The sequence below is a fragment of the Streptomyces sp. NBC_00075 genome (assembly GCF_045041225.1).
Classification (GTDB): Bacteria; Actinomycetota; Actinomycetes; order Streptomycetales; family Streptomycetaceae; genus Streptomyces; species Streptomyces adonidis.
In genome coordinates, this window is record NZ_CP108243.1 from 4,485,901 (window position 1) to 4,503,389 (window position 17,489).

Below are 17,489 nucleotides of genomic sequence, written 5' to 3' on the forward strand. Positions count from 1 at the left end.
GTCAGCCGCCGAGGTACGCCTTCACGATCTCCTCGTCCTCGGCCAGTTCGGCCGCGGGCCCGTGGAGTTTCAGGGAGCCGGATTCCAGTACGTAGGCGCGGTCGGCGACTTCGAGTGCGGCCAGCGCGTTCTGTTCCACGAGCAGGACGGTGGTGCCCTGTTCGCGGATGCGGACGATGGTCTCGAAGATGACGTCGACGAGCACCGGGGCTAGACCCATGGAGGGCTCGTCGAGCAGGAGCAGCTGCGGCTTCGCCATCATGGCCCGTCCGACGGCGAGCATCTGCTGCTCGCCGCCGGACATGGTGCCCGCCTTCTGGTTCAGGCGTTCGCGGAGGCGGGGGAAGAGTTCGAGGACCGTCTCCCGGTCCTCGGCGATGCCTTCCTTGTCCTTGCGCAGGAAGGCGCCCATGTCGAGGTTCTCGTCGACGGTCATCCGGGGGAAGATGCGCCGGCCCTCGGGCGAGTGGGCGATACCGCGTCGGACGACCTCGTGGTCGGCGACTCCGTTGAGCTTCCGGCCCTGGAAGGTCATGGTGCCGCCGCGGACGGGCAGCAGGCCCGAGATCGCCCGCAGGGTGGTGGACTTGCCCGCACCGTTGGAGCCGATCAGGGTGACGATCTCGCCGGGGTAGACGGTCAGCGACAGGCCCTTCACCGCGGCGATGTTGCCGTAGTAGACGTGGATCTCGTCGAGTTCGAGCATCGGTTCGCGCGTCTCGATCACACCGCTGGCGCCGCTCATGTGGTCTTGTCCCTTCCGGACTTGCCGAGGTAGGCCTCGATGACGCGGGTGTCGGAGCGGATGTCGTCCGGGCCGCCCTCGGCGATCTTCTCTCCTCTGTCGAGCACGGTGATCCGGTCGGAGACCTGCATGACGACGCTCATGTCGTGCTCGATGAGCAGGACCGAGAGGTCCTTCTCGTCCCGCACCCGGTGGACGAACTCGGTGAACCGGCCGGACTCCTGCGGGTTCATGCCGGCCGTCGGCTCGTCCAGGAGCAGGATGCTCGGGTCGAGGGCGAGGGCCCGCGCGACCTCCAGGCGGCGCTGGTCGCCGTAGGAGAGGTTGCGCGCGTACTCGCCCGCCACCTTGCCGATGCCGACGAACTCCAGCAACTCCCGGGCCTTTTCCTGGGCTTCGGCCTCCTCGCGGCGCTGTCGGCGGGTGCGGACGATCGTGTGGAAGGGGCCCGAGCGCAGCTTGGAGTGCATGGCGACCTTGACGTTCTCCTCGGCCGTCATCAGGCCGAAGAGGCGGATGTTCTGGAACGTACGGGCCATGCCCAGGGCGGCGATCCGGTGCGGGACGAGGTTGGTGATGTCCTTGTCGCCGAGGACGACGCGTCCGCTGGTCGCCCGGTACAGGCCGGTGAGGACGTTGAAGAACGTCGTCTTGCCGGCGCCGTTGGGCCCGATCAGGCTGACCACCGACTGCTCGGGGATGGTGAAGGACACGTCGTTGACGGCGACGAGTCCGCCGAACTGGACGGTGATGTGGTCGGCGTGCAGGCTCAGCCGGGTGCCGGTGTCCGGTGCGGTCGTCATGCCTTCTCCCCTGATCCGTCGGCGACGGCGGTCCTGAGTGACACGTCCTCGTCCAGTTCGGGTGCGGGCGCTTCCATGTCGGCGTGCAGCGACTCCATGTCGGTGCGGCTGGGTTCGTGCAGCACCAGGCGGGTGCGTGATTCGGGCAGGATGCCCTCGCGGCGGAACAGCATCATCAGCACGAGGATGCCGCCGAACAGCAGGTAGTTGTACGACGGGAAGTTGACGTTCGTACCGAACTGTTCGTTGAAGGACGTGCCGAACTGCGGCAGGCCGGTGGAGTTGACCCAGGCCAGGACCAGGGCGCCGAGCATGACCCCCCAGACGTTGCCCATCCCGCCCAGCACCACCATCGCCAGCAGGGTGATGGAGATAGAGAAGTTGAACCGGTCCGGCAGGACACCTCCGACATGCGTGGCGAAGGCGACGCCTGCCAGGCCGCCGGCGACCGCGCCGACGGCGTAGGCCGAGAGCTTGGTGCGCATGAGCGGGACGCCCATCATGCTCGCGGCGAGTTCGTCCTCGCGGATGGCCAGCCAGGCCCGGCCCAGCCGGCCCTCGCGCAGCCGCAGCGAGATGAAGACCACCACGGCGGCGATCAGCACGAAGACGAGGTACTTCCACACCAGGTCGAACGGGCCCAGACGGGCGGAGCCGATTCCGATGGGGTCCACCGGGGTGATGCCCTTGGTGCCGTTGGTCAGGTTGAAGCCGCCGATGTCGTCGCCGTTGGTGAAGACCTGCGGGATGATCTCGCCGGCGCCCAGCGTCACCAGGGCGAGGTAGTCGCTCTTCAGACGCAGCGTGGGCGCGCCGATGATCACGCCCCACACCGCGCAGAAGACCGCTCCGATGACGAGCACCAGCCAGAAGCTGATGTGGATACCGGGCAGGGACTCCAGCGCCCCGCCGAGGAAGTGGAAGTCGACCTGGTAGAAGAAGCCGGACATCAGCCAGCCCGCGGTGTAGCCGCCCAGCGCCCAGAAGGCGACGAAGCCCAGGTCCAGCAGGCCGGCGTAGCCGACCACGATGTTCAGGCCGAGCGCGCAGATCATCCAGACGATCGCCTCGTTGATCGAGGTGAGCGGCAGCCAGTTCCGGAAGAACGTCTGGGCGTCCGGGCTCAGGCCGGGGATCATGTAGTAGTAGGCCAGGAACACCAGGACCGCTGCCGCGGTGTAGCCGAGCGGCCAGCGCATGCGGTGGGGTATGGCCAGGCCCGGCATCCGCCGTGCCCTGCCGGGAGCGTCGGACACCATGGCTACACCTTCTCCGTGGTCGGTCGGCCGAGCAGGCCTTCGGGCTTGAAGACCATCAGCAGGATGAGGATGGCGAAGACGACGCTCTGCGACCATTTCTGCCCGAAGCCGTAGGGCAGGCCGTCGTTGAAGCCCTGGATGAGGCCGATGAGGAGGCCGCCCAGCACGGCGCCGGTGATGTTGCCGATACCGCCGAGGACCGCGGAGACGAAGGCGATGAGCCCCAGCTGGAAGCCCAGGTTGTACGCCGTGGTCCCCACGACCTGCTGGTAGATCACCCCCGCGGTACCGGCCAGGGCCCCGCCGATGAGGAAGGTGAAGGAGATGGTCCGGTTCACGTTGACGCCCATCAGCCGGGCGGCGTCCTGGTCCTGGGCGACGGCCCGCATCGCCTTGCCCTGTCTGGTGCTGGTGATGACCCAGCGCAGCAGCAGCAGAACCGGAACGGTCACCGCGACGACCGCCAGCAGGCTGTAGTCGACCTGGAAGTCACCGATCCCGAAGGATCCCTCGGGGAGCACGCTCGGCCACTGCTTGGGCGTCGAGCCGTTCCACTTCAGACCGACGAACTGAAGGATGAAACTCATCCCGACCGCGGTGATCAGCGGGGCGAGCTTGGGGGCCCGGCGCAGGCGGCGGTAGGCGACGAATTCGAGCGTCACATTGATACCGCCGCAGAAGATCATGGTGGCGACGACCGTGACGAGCAGGAGCACGATGCCGAGCACGCCCGCGTGGTCCTGGCCCATGACGGTGGTCAGCAGGAAGCCGCTGAAGAGGGCGCCCAGCATGAACAGGTCGCCATGGGCGAAGTTGATCAGTTCGATGATGCCGTAGACCAGGGTGTAGCCGAGCGCGATGAGCGCGTAGAGCATGCCGAGGTTGAGCCCGACCATGCCCGCCGAGAAGAACTGCGACGGTGAGTTGATCAGGTTGGCGCCGAGCCAGACGACGACGCCCAGGAGAATGACCTGGGTGGCGATGCGCTGGATGACCGCCTTGCGGTCGATCGCGGCCGGCACCACGGTACTGGTGACAGTTGCTGCCATGAAGGCCTCGCGAGGGTCGGGGAACGGGTCGGGGAAACAAGGGAGCGGCGGAGAAGCGGAGAAGGGGACCGGAAAGCCGGTCCCGGGCGGGCGCCACCTACATCGGGCGACGCCCGCCCCGGGCCTCAACTCAGCTGAGCGGCCACGGCTTCAGGAACTTCTCCTCCTTGTTCACGACCTGGAGTACCGACATGTCGAGGACACTCACGTCACCGGTCTCGGTGTCGATGTCCAGCTTCTTGCCCACGATCGACTCGGCGGCCGGGATGCTGATCCCGCTGCCCGAGAAGACCTGCTCCGTGATGGACTTGCGGGTGCCGTCGGACTTCTCGATCGCCTGGAGGATCACCTGGAGCGCCTCCACTGCGTACAGCGCGTAGCTGGTCGCCGGGTCGGCGCCGTACTTCTTCTTGTAGGCGTCGAGCAGATCCGCACCCGGGCCGCCCTCCTCGCGCAGCGTCGAGGCGGTCAGGCCGGCGAACGTGATGTAGGAGCCCTGGGCCTGTGCCAGCCCGTCGAATTCCGGGTAACCGCTGAAGCCGTCGGGGGCGAGGAGCTTCACCTTGGAATTGTCACCGAGGACCTTGACCTTGTCCTTGACGAGCTGGCCGCCGTTGTTGTCGAAGACGCCGGCGAGGTAGACGCAGTCCGGGTTCGACGCCTTGATGCTGGTGAACAACCCCGTGTAGTTGGGCTGTTTGGCGTCCCACGCCTGGTTGCCCAGGACATCTATTCCCTGCTTCTTCGCCGCTTCCTCGAATGCCTTCCCGACGCCCTGCCCGTAGGTCTGGTTGTCATTGAGGACGTAGCACTTCTTGACGCCGAGATCCTTGGCCGCGAACTGGGCCCCCGCCGCGCCCTGGTAGTCGTCGGTCGCGATGACCCGGGCGTAATTGCGCTTGCCGGACGGGAAATACTTCTCGGGCTCGCCCGGGTCCCAGGCCTTTGTCAGACCGGGGTTGGTGTTCGCGTGCGACACCATCAGCATGGGTCCGCTCGGGTCCTGGTTCAGCACCGGGGCGATGATCTTGGCGCAGCCGGAGTTGTAGGTGCCCATGACCGCGACCTCCGCGGTGTTGCCCACGTGGTCCTGCGCGTTCTTGGCACAGGTCGCGTCGTCCCAGGCGCCCTTGGCGGCGGTCGAGTCGTCGTAGACCTTGAGCTTCACCTTGTACTTGCCGGCCTTGCTGCCGGTCTGGTCCAGGTAGAGCTGCATCGCGTTGACCGTCGACTCGGACGCGTCCTTCGACGCCCCCTGAAGCGGCAGGTCCACGCCGATGACAAGCGTGTCCCCGCTCGACGAGCCGCCGTCCGATCCGCCCGAGGCATTACCGCCACAGGCACTCACCGCGAGTCCGGTCACCGCGACCGTAGCGAAAATCCTTGCCGATCTGCGCATTGCACTCCTCAGCACCGCAGGGAGGGGAAATTTGGGGGGATCGTAATGACTTGGAATGCAATCCGATAGGTCAGCTTTATTTCGTCTATATTTCGTCATCCAGCTGTGACCTGAGCAGGATTTCCCAAAAGGCATGCCGATTTCGCGACGGGAGACCGCCGACCGCCTCAGCGCTTGCCGAGAGCATGAAGAGCCCGGGCCGTTTGGTAAACCCTCGAATTCCGAGAGCTCCTCAAGGCTGACCCTTTGGCAAAGCCGAGGCCAAGCCAGTCATAGGGAAACCCTATGGACATGTCCAGAAATTGCACATTTACCTAGAGCAGTCGGACTGCCAATACTGTGCCCATCCCGCAGCACCTCGGTCCGCCGGAAGGGAATCCCCATGCCCCGCTACTGCGTCATCGGCGCCGGCGCCGCAGGCGTCTCCGCCCTCCAGCAGCTGCGCCGACTCGGCCACGACGTCGACTGCTTCGAGAAGACCGACCGGGTCGGCGGCCACTGGCACACCGACTACGACGCCCTGCACCTCATCACCTCGCGCGACACGACGGCGTTCGAGGACTTCCCGATGCCCGCCGACCACCCGCACTTCCCGCGCCGCGACCAGGTGCGCGCCTACATCGAGTCGTACGCCCGCGAGCACGGCCTCTACGACGTCATCAGGTTCGGTACGGCGGTGACGGGCGTCGTCCCCGTCGAGGCACCGGACGGCTCGGCGGACGCCCCGACCGGGTCGTACGGCTGGCGCGTGACGACCTCCGCCGGGGACGACGGGATCTACGACGGCGTACTCGTCGCCAACGGCCACCTGTGGGACCCCAGGATCCCGGACATCCCCGGCGAGTTCACCGGGAAGACGATCCACTCCGGCGTCTACCGGAACGTCTCCGACCTCGACGGCGACCGTGTGCTCGTCGTCGGCGCGGGCAACTCCGGCTGCGATCTGGCCGTGGATCTCGCCCAGCACCGGCTGGACGCCGACATCGTGATCCGGCGCGGATCGTGGTTCCAGCCCAAGACGTACTTCGGGGTGCCCCGCCAACAGGTGCCGTTCCTGGCCGACTTCGCGCCGCAGGAACAGGATCTGATCAACCGGCTCATGGCCCGGCTGTCGATCGGGGAGTGGAACGCGTACCCCGGAATGCCCGCCCCCGAGGGGGCATCGCTCGCCGAGGGCCGCGCGGTCGTCAACGACCTGCTCCTGTACTGGATCCACCACGGCCGCATCACCGTCCGGCCCGGCATCGAGCGGTTCGACGGCAGGACCGTCCACTTCGCCGACGGCACGGCCCGCGACTACGACACCGTCCTGTGGGCCACCGGCTTCAACGTCCGGCTCCCGTTCCTCGACGACGCGTTGTTCCCCTGGGCGGCCGGGGCGCCGGTGCGCTACGCGGGCGGCATCGTCACGGCGACCGCAGAGAAGCTGTACTTCATCGGCCTCATCGCCCCGCGCGGCCCCCAGATCCCGGTCTACGGCACACAGACCAAGCTGGTGGCCCGGATGATCGCGCTGCACGAAGAGGCGGGCCCGCAGGGTGCCCCGCTCGCCCGCTATCTGGCGTCCCTCCAGGAGCCCGAAACGGGCATCGACGTCGTACGGGACGGCTGGCTCCGTCAGCTGGCCGACACCGAACGCCTGCTGGCGGCCTACGAGTTGTCGTCCTCGGGGAAGTCTTCGGACGCGTCTTCAGGGGCGCCGTCGGACGGCTCGGCGCCCTCACTCCAGTCGGCGTGAGGGCACCGCGAGGAGACCCGGACGGCCCGCGGATCCGGAGGTCAGCCGGTCGGCGCCTCGGCAGATGTGCCCGCCCCCTGCTCGTACCGTCCCCGAAGTTCCGAGAGCACCCCGAAGGCCGCCGCCGTCAGCGGTACGGAGAGGAGCATGCCGAGGATGCCGGCGAGGGACGCGCCGGCGGTGAGGGCGAGGAGGATGACCGCCGGGTGCATCTGGAGCGTACGGCTCTGGATCATCGGCTGGAACACGTTGCCCTCCAGGACCTGGACGACGGCGACCACTCCGAGGACCCACAGCGCGGTGGTCAGCCCGCCGTCCGCGAAGGCGACGAGGACCGCGACCGCGCCCGAGAGCAGGGCACCGAGGTAGGGGATGTACGCGCCGATGAACACCAGCGCCCCGAGCCCGACGGCGCCCGGCACCCCGATGATCAGCAGACCGACGGTGATGCAGACGGCGTCGATGAACGCGACGATCGTCGTCCCCAGCATGAAGCCCTCGATCGCCTGGAAGGCGCGGCGGGCCATGATCTCCAGGGTCGGGCCGGTGCCCCGGGGCGCGAGGGTGTGCATGGAGGCGACGGCCCGGTCGGAGTCCCGGAGGAAGAAGAAGAGGAGCAGGATCGCGAGCGTGCTGGTGGCGATCACCTCGGTGATCAGGCTGACGCCGCTCAGCACACCGGAGACCGCGGTACCGCCGAAGTTGGACAGCAGGTCCTTGGCGTTCGCGGCGAGTTCGTCCAGTGAGTTGCCGACCACGTCGAAGCGCTCGCTGAGGTCCTTCGCCGCGTCCCGCACCGAGTCGATGATCTGGTCACCGGTGTCGACGAGGGCGTTCACCACGATGTACGCGGCCCCGCCCATGACGAGGATCACAGCGGCGCAGGTCAGCGCGGCGGCGAGGGACTTGTTGAACTTCATCGCGACCAGCCGCCGGTAGAACGGCCCGAGCAGGGCCGACAGCAGCAGCGCGAGCAGTACCGGCGTGACGGCCGTCTGGAACGTGATGCAGAACCACACACCCACGGTGATCACACCGCTGACCAGGAGCAGCAGCGCGCTTCCGGCGGCGATGCGCCGGGCGGGCTCCGAGAGGAGGGGGCCGCCGCCACGGCTGTCGGCAGGGGCAGGGGTCCTCGTGGGCACACCGGTGGTACGCACGGTCGTACGCGGGCGGTGTACGCGATGTATCCGCGCACCTTGCTGCCCCGGCCGCCCCGGCTGCCTGGTGCGGCCGCCGCCGACTCTTCGAGGGTCTCCCGTAGGGCTGTTCATCCTGTTTTCGTCTCCGCTCACGCGTCTGACCGCTGTACGCGGCGACAGAGTAGACCTGCGCGGGACCCGTGGGGTTGAGCGGACAGGGGAAAGCGTGGGCGAAGGAAGGGTGGAGGACAGGTGGAGGGGCGGTGGCCGGAAAGCCGCGCCGAAGCTGTGGGGACCATAAGACTTTGTGTGACGCCGCCGGGGCTGGGCAGGCGCGGTCGTTATGAGCACTCCCACCGACCCGAGCACCGTAGAAGAGGCAGAAGCGCCAGAAGTGACGGCCGAGGCCGCCAAGCAGAGCACGGCCGTACGGACGGCCGAGCCGCGGCGCAGATCGGGCGTGGGCGGGCGGGGCTTTCCGTCGGCGTTGCGCGGTGGTGGGCGGGTGGCGGGGCTGGACGGGCTGCGGACGGTCGCGGTCGTCCTGGTGATCGTGTACCACGTGGAGCCGGGCCCGCTGCCCGGCGGTTCGGTGGCGGTGGACGTCTTCTTCACGCTCAGCGGCTTCGTCATCACGCGCCTGCTGATCGCCGAGTACGCCCGTACGGGCCGTATCGGCCTGCGGAGGTTCTACCGCCGACGCTGGCTGCGGCTGGGCCCGGCCCTGCTGCTGATGTGCGCGGTCACGGCACTCCTCTCCCTGGCACTGCCGCTGCCGCTGTTCGACGGGGCGTGGACGGCGGCGGCGCTGGCGGCGGTGTCGGTGGTGAACCTCGTACGGGCGGGAGAGCCGGGCCCGTACTCGGACGTCACCTCGGCTCTCAGCCACACCTGGTCCCTGGGGGTGGAGGAGCAGTTCTACCTGGCATGGCCCCTGCTCCTCCTGTTCCTCCTGCGGCACACCACGGCACGGAAGGTGCTGGCCTGGGTCGCGGCACTGTGCGTACTGCCGCTGCTGTGGCGCCTCGCCCTCTGGGACCCCACGGCGGCGCACCGCATCTACAACGGCCCGGACACCCGCGCCGACCAGCTCCTGATCGGCGCGCTGCTGGCCGTACTCCTGGCCCGCCTACGAGCCGACGACCCCCGACTCGCACTGCTCCGCCGCTGGGCGAACCGCCTGTGCTGGCCGGCGCTGGCCCTGCTGGGTCTGATCGCCTGGCAGATCCCGATCGCGGGGGCGAGCGCGTGGAACCCCGTCTGGTACACGGCGGGTTTCATGGTCGCCGCGGTCCTTTCGGCAACGGTGGTGGCGGCATTGGACCTGGTCCCGGACTCCTGGCCTTCCCGCCTCCTGTCCGTCGCGGCACTGGCCTGGATCGGCCGCAACCTCAGCTACGGGATGTACCTGTGGCACTACCCCGTCATCCGCCTCCTCTCCGACCTGGGCGTGACCGACGACCACCTGCTCCCGGCGGGCCTGGCGGCGACGGTGGTGGCGGCGCTGGTGTCGTACGTGGTGGTGGAACGGCCGATGTCGCGGCGGGCGTGAGCCCGGGGTGGGCGGCTCTCGGGGGCGATGTCAGTGGGCGGCCCTAGACTCCGCCGCACCATGACGAACAACGACCCCACACCCCTGAAGCTGCCTCTCGACTCGATGACGGTGCTCGTCGCGGCGGTCATCGTCCATGACCGGACGGCGGGCCGGGTCGTCCTCCTCCGGCGCGGCCCGAACGCCAGGATCTGCCAGGGCATGTGGGACCTCCCCATGGGCAAGAGCGAACCCGGCGAGCCCATCACCGAGACGGCGGTACGCGAGCTGTACGAGGAGACGGGCCTGCGGGTGAACCCGGAGTCCCTGTCGGTGGCCCACGTCGTCCACGGCGCCAAGGGCGTCGAGGCTCCGAACGGCTACCTCACGGTCGTCTTCGCCACCCACACCTGGACGGGCGAACCGGAGAACCGAGAACCCGAGAAGCACGCGGAGGTCTGCTGGGCCGACGTGGACGCGTTGCCGGGGGAGTTCGTGCGGTCCAGTGCGGGGGCGCTTCGTGGATATCTGGGCGGTGGTGGGCCGTTGATGTCGCTGAGGGGGTGGGAACGTGGGGCTTTTTGGCTCGCGGAGCCGACGTAAGGCGGAGGAGCGGTCCGAACCCTCAACTGACGGGCAGCCCCGGGTCGATGAAGCGGCGTTCGCCGAGGCCGAGCCGGGTCAGGTGTCGGCTGACAGTTCGCCGGCTGATCGCAGATCGGACTCCGGTGCGGACTCGACGGCCGGTCCTGCAATCCCGTATCACCGTGTAGCCGCATTCGCGTGGGGCACTCGTCGTCCTCTCGAAGCCGGACGACGGCAGGCGCGACACCTGTCGTGTGCGCCTGCCGCATTGCGGCCTTCAGCCCCGCGGTGCGACGCGGATACGGTTCCCGTCAGGATCGGCGGCGAGGAAGGTCAGCCCGAACCCCATGTCATGAGGCTCGCGCAGGATCGTGACCCCCTTGGAATTCCACTGCTCAAAGGTCGCGTTGACCTCGTCGGGTCCACCGTCGACGGCCAGGCACACCTCACTGGTGCGCGGGACGTCCGCTGACAGATCCTCGAACTGGCCGGACCACACACCGAGGTCAGCGCCTGGCCCGAGGTCGAAGGTGATGTATCCCGAAGTCTCGAACGAGGGGCTCATGCCGAGGAGGTCGCCGTAGAAACGGGCTGCGGCGGGAGCGTCGTTCACGTAGACGATGGACACGACGGATGCGGTCATGGTTGTTCCTTCTCGCAGGTCGGAGGTACGTATCCACCACCCTGACCGGAATATGCGCCGCATCGTGTCGCAATTCCTGAAAAAATTGGTGGGTGACCCCGGACCGCTTCTTCACCCTGATGCTGCTCCTCGAATCGAGGGATGCCGTGACCACACAGGAACTTGCCTCAGCGCTCGGAGTGTCCCTTCGAACCATCACCCGGGACCTGAACTGGCTGCGCGACGCCGGTCTGCCGGTGACCGCACACCGGGGCCGCCTCGGAGGCGTGACCATGCTGCCCGGGTCCGGGCTCGACCTCACACGACTCACACCGGGCGAGCGTGACCATCTGTCGCTCACCGGGCTGGACGAGAAGCAACGCGCGGAGCTCGACGCATCGGCCGAGAGTCGGCGCGCGCTCTCCAAGATCGCCGCTGCACAGCCACGTCGAGCTCAGGAGCTCCTGCCGCTCACCGACGTGGTGCACGTGGACAGCCGTCCCTGGAGTCAGGCAGTCGCGTCCGGCACGACTCCGGCTTCGCTGATCGGCGCGGTGCGGCGAGGCCGCCGGCTACGGATCGAGTACGACAGCCCACGCGAGTCGTCCCCACGCGACCTGGTCGTGGATCCCTACGGGCTGTTCGCCAAGGCCGGCATCTGGTACCTCGTCGCCGACTGTGCCCGAGTGCCACGGATGTACCGACTCGAACGGATCACGACGTGGAAAGAGGTCGACCGGCCACGACGGATCCGCGAGAGCCAGACCCTGGCCACCGTCGCCGCAGCGCTCATTGACCGGTGGGAGCACAACCACGCGATAGAGGTCAGCGCCACCATCGACCAGACCCAGATCGAGCGAGCGCAACGGATCTTCGGCCAACGACTCGTCCCGGACGACCATGAAGAATCCGCCACCGGCCACAAGGTGACGATCCGCTTCCTGCATCTGGAGGACGTGCGAGCACTGCTGCCGTTCGGGAACGCCATCACGGTGCACGGCCCCACCGAAGCCAGGGCCCACCTCCGCGACCTCGCCACCGAACTTGCCCACCACTATGCGCCGTCACCAGCGCCCTGACCCGCAACAAACGACGAACCTCGACAACGCCACCCCCGCACGACTCCGGCTCGACCGTGCCCTGGACGACTTGCCCGTCGTCTTTCGCGGTACGACCGCCCGCGCCGACGAGGTTCAGTGCGAGTGCCACTGGGGCAGCGCGGAAGAGCTCGCGCTGCTGAACGAGGTCGGACGTTCCTTCTCGCAGGGCGACTGGCACCGGTGGCCCGTGCGCCAGAGCACGGCGGTGGAGGAGTTCCTGCACGCCTGGTGGGCGCACAGCCTCACCGACCCGGACCCCGTCGTCCCCGTGCACGAACTCCTCGGACTGTGCGCCGAGGCCTCGGGCACCATCAGCCCCTGGCTCACGGTCTGGGAGGCACTCGATCACCCGGTGGCCGACCGGCACTTGGCGGAGGCGGCTGACCACTGGGAGCACGACCTGCTGGGAGACGAACTCCCCTGGCAAACATGGGGGAACGACAACGCGGACGACATGCGCACCGAGCTGACGGCCTGGCTGGTCCGCCACGCCCCCGCACGGCTGCGAACCCGGAACGCGACGGCCGAGACCGAGGAACTCCTGCACCGGGTACGGCTGATGGGCCTTACCGGCCCCGCCCGCTGGGAGGACCCGCACTGGCCCAACCACCACTACTGATCCTGATCGTGACTCCGAGGTCGCACCGGTCCCTCGCGGGCCGGGATTCGGACGGCAACGGCCCAACCCCCTAAAGGACTTGGGTTAAAGAACCAACCCCCTTCCTCCTCCCGCCCGTTCACACGTTCACCCTCAGGAGTGACTCGGTTGCGGCGAGTGGGTGCGGAGAGTTACGTTCCCGGAAACAACCTCACAAAGACGACGGCCCCCGCCAGGACGGCAATCCTGAACGAGGGCCTGACCGCTCAGGAAGACGAACCCCTTCCCAATGGCTGAAACGCAGTCTAACGCGCCCTCGTGCGCCAACACCGGTGCGCCGAACGCGCTGAACACACCGACCTACGGTGTGATCCACGTACGCACCCGCCTCACCGCCGACTTCACGGTGATCTCCAACGCCCTCGCCCAGCGGCGCGGCAGCGCGGTCACGATCGGCGTCGCGGCCTACATCCTCTCCGTCCCTGACGGCGCCCGCGTCAGCATCACCGCCCTCTGCGCCCACTTCGACGAGGGCGAGATCCTGATCTCGCGCGCACTACGGGAGTTGGAGGCGGCGGGGTACCTGGAACGGCGGCGGGTGCGGGGCCCGAACGGCAAGGTACGTACGCAGACGTTCTTCTACGACGTACCGCGCGCCGCAGGTGAGAGGCCGCCCCCTCCGCCACCGCAGCAGTCCGCGCCCGCCGGGAGCAGCGGCTCCACGCCACCGGAAGCACCTGCGGCCGAGGCCGAGGCGGCTACGGAGGCCGCAGCGGCACCTCCGCCACTCGACCTCGACGAAGCCGACCCACAGGCCGTCGTCATCCTCGCCTCGCTCCGTATCGTCGACCGCAGGCTGATCCTGTCCCGCAGCGAGGTCGCCGAGTTGGCCCCGGCGGTCGCTGAATGGCTCGCGCAGGGTCTCCGCCCCGAGGAGATCACCGGGGCGCTCACCACCGGCCTCCCCACCCACTTCCGGTCCCGCCCGGCCCGCGTACTGGCGTTCCGCCTGCGCGAGGCGCCGCTCCCGGCACCGCAGAGCGCCCTGCCACCCGTCACGCCCCTGCCGCCGCTCACCCTCCCCTGGCAGACGTGCGACGGCTGCGAACGGGCGTTCCGGGCGGCGGAGCCTTGCCTGTGCCGTGGCTGCGAGCCGGCCGCCGCCTGCTGAATCGTCAACGATGGCAGGGAAAGGAACACGGAGTATGGTGGATTGTATGGCGACCAAAAAGGTGACTGTCACGATCCCGGAAGAGCTTCTTGAGGAGATCCGGTCCGAGGCGGCCGAGCGAGGCATTTCGGCGTACGTCACCGATGCTCTCCGCCTCAAGCAGGACCGGGACCGGCTGCGGGAGCTCGTCGACTGGCTGGAGGAGGAGCACGGGCCGGTCACCGAGAGCGAGAGCGCGGCGGCACTGGAGGAACTGCGCGAACTCGACGCGGAGCACGCCGGACGTCGTACCGCCGCGAAGGGTCGCAAGAAGGACAGCGAGAGTGAGGCTGCGTGACGAAGGGCAGCGGTAAGTACGCGCCGCTGCGCGTCTTCGTGCTCGATTCCGAGGCCCTGTCCCTCGCCGTACGCGGCGACCGGATGATGATCGCCCGGCTCGACCTCGCGACCCGAGGCGAAGCCGAGGTGGTGACGTCGCCGATGACGCTGGTCGAGGCGTACGACGGACGGACCACCGAGCAGCGTTGGGACTGGGTGCTCTCCCGCGTCGGCGTCGCCACGGTCGGCAAGGAAGAGGCCCGGCAGGCTCGGCGGCTCCTGGCCGACGCCGCGCTGCACGGTCACAAGTACGCGATCGACGCCGTGCTCGCCGTCATCGCACGGCAGCAGAAAGGGCAGGTCACCGTATTCACCTCAGACGTGGACGACCTGGAGAGGCTGCTTCCCGAGACCGTCATCGTCAAGAAGGTGTAGCTGTAGCGGTAGGTACACCTGGCCGGGCCTGCGAAGCCGCATCCGCTCGGTTGCGTACGGGCGTTTAGGTTGGGCGTATGACCAGCCTCGATCATCCGCAGCTGTCCGGGCTGGGGCGGAACCCAGCAGCCCCTCAGGACGTCCTGGTGCGCCTGGCCGCACACGCGGCCGGCCGACACGGGATATCGCTGCTTCGCGGCCGGCTGGCAGACGCCGTTGTCGAGGCTCTGCTGAGGCACGGAGACGACACCACCGCGGTGGGCCTTCACGGGGACCGGCTCTCCGCTGCGATGCGCCGCAGGATCGCCGAGCATCCCGATCCGGCGATCCGTGACGCGTACGCACAGTTCGTCCGCGACATGGTGGACTGCGGAGTGACGATGGGCATCGGCGACCTGGAGGAAGCCTACGGCCGGCCTCGGACAGCACTTGTCGGCGCGCCAAGTCCGGCGCTGCGCGCCGCAGTCGCGCGAGCCTGGTACGACCGGCCTCTCGCCGTGCAAGTAGGGCTGCTCGCCGACTCGGATCCCCAGGTCCGTGCAGCCGCCACCGAGCGGAGGCAACCGGGTGTCCCGCCGGAATGGAGGGACCGTTGTCTTGCCGACCCCGCCGTGCGCGTCAACGTGGCGCGCTACGTCCCGCTCACGTTGGACCAGTTCGCACAGCTGATGCGCAGCGAGGACAACAAGGTCCATCAGTCTGTCGCCCGAAACCCGTATCTGTTTGCCGAGATGATTGCCCGGCTCCTGGACATCGACGACCCGCTCATACGAATCGCGGTGGCGCAGAGTCGCCATGTGGACGCCGAAACCCGGGAGCGGCTGCATACGCTCGTAGAAGCCGAACGCGCGGACGGGAGCGTCGCGGCCGACGTGGCTCTGAACTGGAACGTCGCCGAACCGGACTGGCTGCGCGAAGCGCCCCTCAGCGAGCGGATGACCTACCTGGACTGCCAGTACACGATATTCCGGTGCGTACTGGCCTCCTGCCGCGACCTGCCTGACGAGGCATGGCATCGACTGGACAACGACCCGGAACTCATGGTCCGCCGTGCTGCCGCCCGCCGACCGGACACACCACCGGAAGTCCTGGAACGGCTGGTCCGCGCCCATGGCGACGTATTCCACATCCGACCGCTACTCGTCGACCACCCCAACTTCCCCCGTCACACGCTGCGCACGTTCATCGACGAAACGAACCCGAACGTGCGCTACCTCGCCCTGAAGGACCCGGAACTACCCGTGCCGGCCCTTCAGCAACTCGCCACCGCTGCCGAGCCCTTCTTGCGCCGCGGAGTCGCTCGTCACCCCAACATCACGGAGGCGCTGCTGGAGCAACTGCTGTCAGACGCGGATCCCGAGGTCGTCGACGATGCCGCTGCCAACTCCACGCTGCGGCCCACCCAGATGTACCAAATCCTCACCACTGCCGACTTGTGACTCCCGACAGCAGGAGGCTCACCTGTGCCCCAGAGCTGCCGCAGAGCAACGGCCCCCGCTGTCGTCCGCCCGATGCGGGCGAGCACTTCGGCATCGTGATCCGCGGTCACAGCACCTGGCTCAGTCAGGCGGCGGCGGTGACGCGGAGCGTTGCTCGGCTCTGGTGACGCGCTCCTCAAGGGCCCGGATGCGGTCGTAGAGATCGACCAGGGTCACGCCGTCGGCCACCACGCCGGGGCGCTGCGAGTGCCTCCGTACAAATTCCTCTCGGCTCTCCTGCGCGGACTGCTGGAATCCGGTCGGATCCGCGGCGCCCGGTGCCGTCGCCGACCTGAGGCCGTCTCGCCCGAGCGAGACCTTTTGCAGCTTCAGCACACCCATCGCACCGAGCACAAACACCACGAGAGCGGCGACGGGTATCAGCAACGCCCAGCCGGCCGACATGAGAACCCCCTGGACCACGGCAGTAGATCGACACTACCGGTCCTCAGCCACGTCCGGAATCAGCGAGTTGCTCTCATCCTGATTGCAGGTCACCGGGCTGGCGTGGGACGGGAACGGGGGCGGGGTGCTCGAGGGAGCACCGCAGCACCGGCTGGGTCGTCTCGGGACCGTCCACCGTCTGGTAGGACACACGCAAGACCCCGACCGGCCCAAGCACCCGACCCCGGCGACCTGGAACTTCAGGTGGGAAAAGGCTGAGTCCTTCCAATGGCGCCCGTGACCGGCCATGCCCCGCGCCCCACCAGGTCAAGAACGAGCGCGGCGATGTTCCACGCGTCGTCCTCACCTCGGTGGTGGCGTCCTTCGAGTGGCAGTCCGGCGATCTGGAGGGCCTGGCTCATGCCGGGTTTTCTGCGCAGTCCGTAGGCCTCGGTGAACACGGCCTTGGCGTTGGTGTGGGTGCGTTCCGTCGGATAACCGAACGGGTAGGCCACGCGGTCGGCCTGGCTCTGGCGGGCGAACTGCCGGCGGTCGTACTCGCCCCAACTCGCCCAGGGACGCTCCCCGGCCCCGTACTCCTCGACAAGAACCCGGCACGCCTCGGCGAAACCGACGCCCCGGTCCACCTCGGCCTGCGTCAACCCGGTCAGCTCGGTACAGAATTCGCTCACCCTCGACCGCACAGGCCGGACCAGAACCCGGTGCCGGGAGACGCGACGCCGTGCCGACACGTCCACGACGGTGAGCCCGATCTCGATGATCTCGTTCACGGAACCGGGCGGCGGCTGCCCGTCCCAGCAGGTGGCTTCTACGTCAATGACGTTGAGGAGGGCGGCGGAATCGGGGCTCATGGGCCGAGGGTAGGGATGGGGGCCGGGCTCCAGCACCCGAATTTTGCCGGGACGTCCTCTACGGGGCGACGGCCCGCACGCTCCACGTCCCGATATGGCCGGGCTTCGCGATGACCTGTCCAAGGGGTCTCGAATCTGTCGCGGCGCGGCAGAACCTCACCATCGGATCGGCTCCGCGTCTCCCCCCGCGCACGTCGGACACCGAACGCGAAACGTGTACGCGCAACCCGCGCACCCGTCGAAGCCACAGCAGTGCGGAC

18 protein-coding genes are annotated in these 17,489 nt (G+C 68.2%); 9 read left to right on the forward strand and 9 right to left on the reverse strand.

The window, feature by feature from the left end:
- Window position 1 precedes the first annotated feature (1 nt).
- The 5 genes from OG787_RS19305 to OG787_RS19325 form a co-directional block, all read right to left on the reverse strand.
- Window positions 2-745 (reverse strand): ABC transporter ATP-binding protein, encoded by a 744-nt coding sequence (locus tag OG787_RS19305; RefSeq protein WP_369036514.1) that lies wholly within the window; start codon window positions 743-745, stop codon window positions 2-4.
- Window positions 742-1,548 (reverse strand): ABC transporter ATP-binding protein, encoded by an 807-nt coding sequence (locus OG787_RS19310; RefSeq protein WP_405535852.1) that lies wholly within the window; start codon window positions 1,546-1,548, stop codon window positions 742-744. The genes OG787_RS19305 and OG787_RS19310 overlap by 4 nt, the downstream gene beginning before the upstream one ends.
- A complete protein-coding gene (locus OG787_RS19315) occupies window positions 1,545-2,807 on the reverse strand; it encodes a branched-chain amino acid ABC transporter permease (protein ID WP_369036512.1) in 1,263 nt (420 codons plus the stop codon). The genes OG787_RS19310 and OG787_RS19315 overlap by 4 nt, the downstream gene beginning before the upstream one ends.
- Window positions 2,808-2,809: 2 nt before the next feature.
- On the reverse strand, window positions 2,810-3,856 hold the full coding sequence (locus OG787_RS19320) for a branched-chain amino acid ABC transporter permease (protein WP_369036511.1): 1,047 nt from the start codon (window positions 3,854-3,856) through the stop codon (window positions 2,810-2,812).
- Window positions 3,857-3,986: 130 nt separating this feature from the next.
- A complete protein-coding gene (locus OG787_RS19325; RefSeq protein ID WP_369036510.1) occupies window positions 3,987-5,219 on the reverse strand; it encodes a branched-chain amino acid ABC transporter substrate-binding protein in 1,233 nt (410 codons plus the stop codon).
- Window positions 5,220-5,637: 418 nt separating this feature from the next.
- On the opposite strand from OG787_RS19325, the gene OG787_RS19330 reads away from it, so the two are divergent.
- A complete protein-coding gene (locus tag OG787_RS19330; protein WP_369036509.1) occupies window positions 5,638-6,993 on the forward strand; it encodes a flavin-containing monooxygenase in 1,356 nt (451 codons plus the stop codon).
- A gap of 41 nt (window positions 6,994-7,034) precedes the next feature.
- On the opposite strand, the gene OG787_RS19335 is transcribed toward OG787_RS19330, so the two are convergent.
- Complete coding sequence (locus OG787_RS19335) at window positions 7,035-8,267, reverse strand: AI-2E family transporter (RefSeq protein WP_369036508.1); 1,233 nt, start codon at window positions 8,265-8,267, stop codon at window positions 7,035-7,037.
- Between the two features lie 211 nt (window positions 8,268-8,478).
- Between OG787_RS19335 and OG787_RS19340 the strand changes: the two genes are divergently transcribed.
- A complete protein-coding gene (locus tag OG787_RS19340; RefSeq protein ID WP_405535853.1) occupies window positions 8,479-9,687 on the forward strand; it encodes an acyltransferase family protein in 1,209 nt (402 codons plus the stop codon).
- Between the two features lie 60 nt (window positions 9,688-9,747).
- Entirely contained in the window at window positions 9,748-10,269 is a 522-nt protein-coding gene (locus OG787_RS19345) for an NUDIX domain-containing protein (protein ID WP_405535854.1), read from the forward strand.
- A gap of 259 nt (window positions 10,270-10,528) precedes the next feature.
- On the opposite strand, the gene OG787_RS19350 is transcribed toward OG787_RS19345, so the two are convergent.
- The gene (locus OG787_RS19350) at window positions 10,529-10,894 is read right to left on the reverse strand and encodes a VOC family protein (RefSeq protein ID WP_369036505.1); all 366 of its coding nucleotides are present in this window, start codon (window positions 10,892-10,894) and stop codon (window positions 10,529-10,531) included.
- A gap of 92 nt (window positions 10,895-10,986) precedes the next feature.
- On the opposite strand from OG787_RS19350, the gene OG787_RS19355 reads away from it, so the two are divergent.
- The 6 genes from OG787_RS19355 to OG787_RS19380 all read left to right on the forward strand — a co-directional run bounded on the left by OG787_RS19355 (window position 10,987) and on the right by OG787_RS19380 (window position 15,934).
- A complete protein-coding gene (locus OG787_RS19355; RefSeq protein WP_405535855.1) occupies window positions 10,987-11,952 on the forward strand; it encodes a helix-turn-helix transcriptional regulator in 966 nt (321 codons plus the stop codon).
- The gene (locus tag OG787_RS19360) at window positions 11,930-12,592 is read left to right on the forward strand and encodes a hypothetical protein (protein WP_405535856.1); all 663 of its coding nucleotides are present in this window, start codon (window positions 11,930-11,932) and stop codon (window positions 12,590-12,592) included. Before OG787_RS19355 ends, OG787_RS19360 begins: the two co-directional genes overlap by 23 nt.
- A gap of 268 nt (window positions 12,593-12,860) precedes the next feature.
- Complete coding sequence (locus tag OG787_RS19365; RefSeq protein ID WP_405535857.1) at window positions 12,861-13,742, forward strand: hypothetical protein; 882 nt, start codon at window positions 12,861-12,863, stop codon at window positions 13,740-13,742.
- 46 nt (window positions 13,743-13,788) lie between these two features.
- Window positions 13,789-14,079 (forward strand): CopG family transcriptional regulator, encoded by a 291-nt coding sequence (locus OG787_RS19370; RefSeq protein ID WP_405535858.1) that lies wholly within the window; start codon window positions 13,789-13,791, stop codon window positions 14,077-14,079.
- On the forward strand, window positions 14,076-14,495 hold the full coding sequence (locus OG787_RS19375; protein WP_369036501.1) for a hypothetical protein: 420 nt from the start codon (window positions 14,076-14,078) through the stop codon (window positions 14,493-14,495). Before OG787_RS19370 ends, OG787_RS19375 begins: the two co-directional genes overlap by 4 nt.
- A 77-nt stretch (window positions 14,496-14,572) precedes the next feature.
- Window positions 14,573-15,934 (forward strand): hypothetical protein, encoded by a 1,362-nt coding sequence (locus OG787_RS19380; RefSeq protein ID WP_405535859.1) that lies wholly within the window; start codon window positions 14,573-14,575, stop codon window positions 15,932-15,934.
- A 120-nt stretch (window positions 15,935-16,054) separates the two neighbouring features.
- Here OG787_RS19380 and OG787_RS19385 read toward each other — a convergent pair whose 3' ends face one another.
- Entirely contained in the window at window positions 16,055-16,378 is a 324-nt protein-coding gene (locus OG787_RS19385) for a hypothetical protein (protein WP_369036499.1), read from the reverse strand.
- A 239-nt stretch (window positions 16,379-16,617) separates the two neighbouring features.
- Window positions 16,618-17,229, reverse strand: coding sequence for an exonuclease domain-containing protein (locus tag OG787_RS19390; protein WP_369036498.1), 612 nt, complete (start codon window positions 17,227-17,229; stop codon window positions 16,618-16,620).
- Window positions 17,230-17,489: the final 260 nt, after the last annotated feature.

Coding starts and splice junctions, on each gene's coding strand:
- OG787_RS19305 (WP_369036514.1), bottom strand. CDS start 745: ATGAGCGGCGCCAGCGGTGTGATCGAGACGCGCGAACCGATGCTCGAA.
- OG787_RS19310 (WP_405535852.1), bottom strand. CDS start 1,548: ATGACGACCGCACCGGACACCGGCACCCGGCTGAGCCTGCACGCCGAC.
- OG787_RS19315 (WP_369036512.1), bottom strand. CDS start 2,807: ATGGTGTCCGACGCTCCCGGCAGGGCACGGCGGATGCCGGGCCTGGCC.
- OG787_RS19320 (WP_369036511.1), bottom strand. CDS start 3,856: ATGGCAGCAACTGTCACCAGTACCGTGGTGCCGGCCGCGATCGACCGC.
- OG787_RS19330 (WP_369036509.1), top strand. CDS start 5,638: ATGCCCCGCTACTGCGTCATCGGCGCCGGCGCCGCAGGCGTCTCCGCC.
- OG787_RS19335 (WP_369036508.1), bottom strand. CDS start 8,267: ATGAACAGCCCTACGGGAGACCCTCGAAGAGTCGGCGGCGGCCGCACC.
- OG787_RS19340 (WP_405535853.1), top strand. CDS start 8,479: ATGAGCACTCCCACCGACCCGAGCACCGTAGAAGAGGCAGAAGCGCCA.
- OG787_RS19345 (WP_405535854.1), top strand. CDS start 9,748: ATGACGAACAACGACCCCACACCCCTGAAGCTGCCTCTCGACTCGATG.
- OG787_RS19350 (WP_369036505.1), bottom strand. CDS start 10,894: ATGACCGCATCCGTCGTGTCCATCGTCTACGTGAACGACGCTCCCGCC.
- OG787_RS19360 (WP_405535856.1), top strand. CDS start 11,930: ATGCGCCGTCACCAGCGCCCTGACCCGCAACAAACGACGAACCTCGAC.
- OG787_RS19365 (WP_405535857.1), top strand. CDS start 12,861: ATGGCTGAAACGCAGTCTAACGCGCCCTCGTGCGCCAACACCGGTGCG.
- OG787_RS19370 (WP_405535858.1), top strand. CDS start 13,789: ATGGCGACCAAAAAGGTGACTGTCACGATCCCGGAAGAGCTTCTTGAG.
- OG787_RS19380 (WP_405535859.1), top strand. CDS start 14,573: ATGACCAGCCTCGATCATCCGCAGCTGTCCGGGCTGGGGCGGAACCCA.
- OG787_RS19385 (WP_369036499.1), bottom strand. CDS start 16,378: ATGTCGGCCGGCTGGGCGTTGCTGATACCCGTCGCCGCTCTCGTGGTG.
- OG787_RS19390 (WP_369036498.1), bottom strand. CDS start 17,229: ATGAGCCCCGATTCCGCCGCCCTCCTCAACGTCATTGACGTAGAAGCC.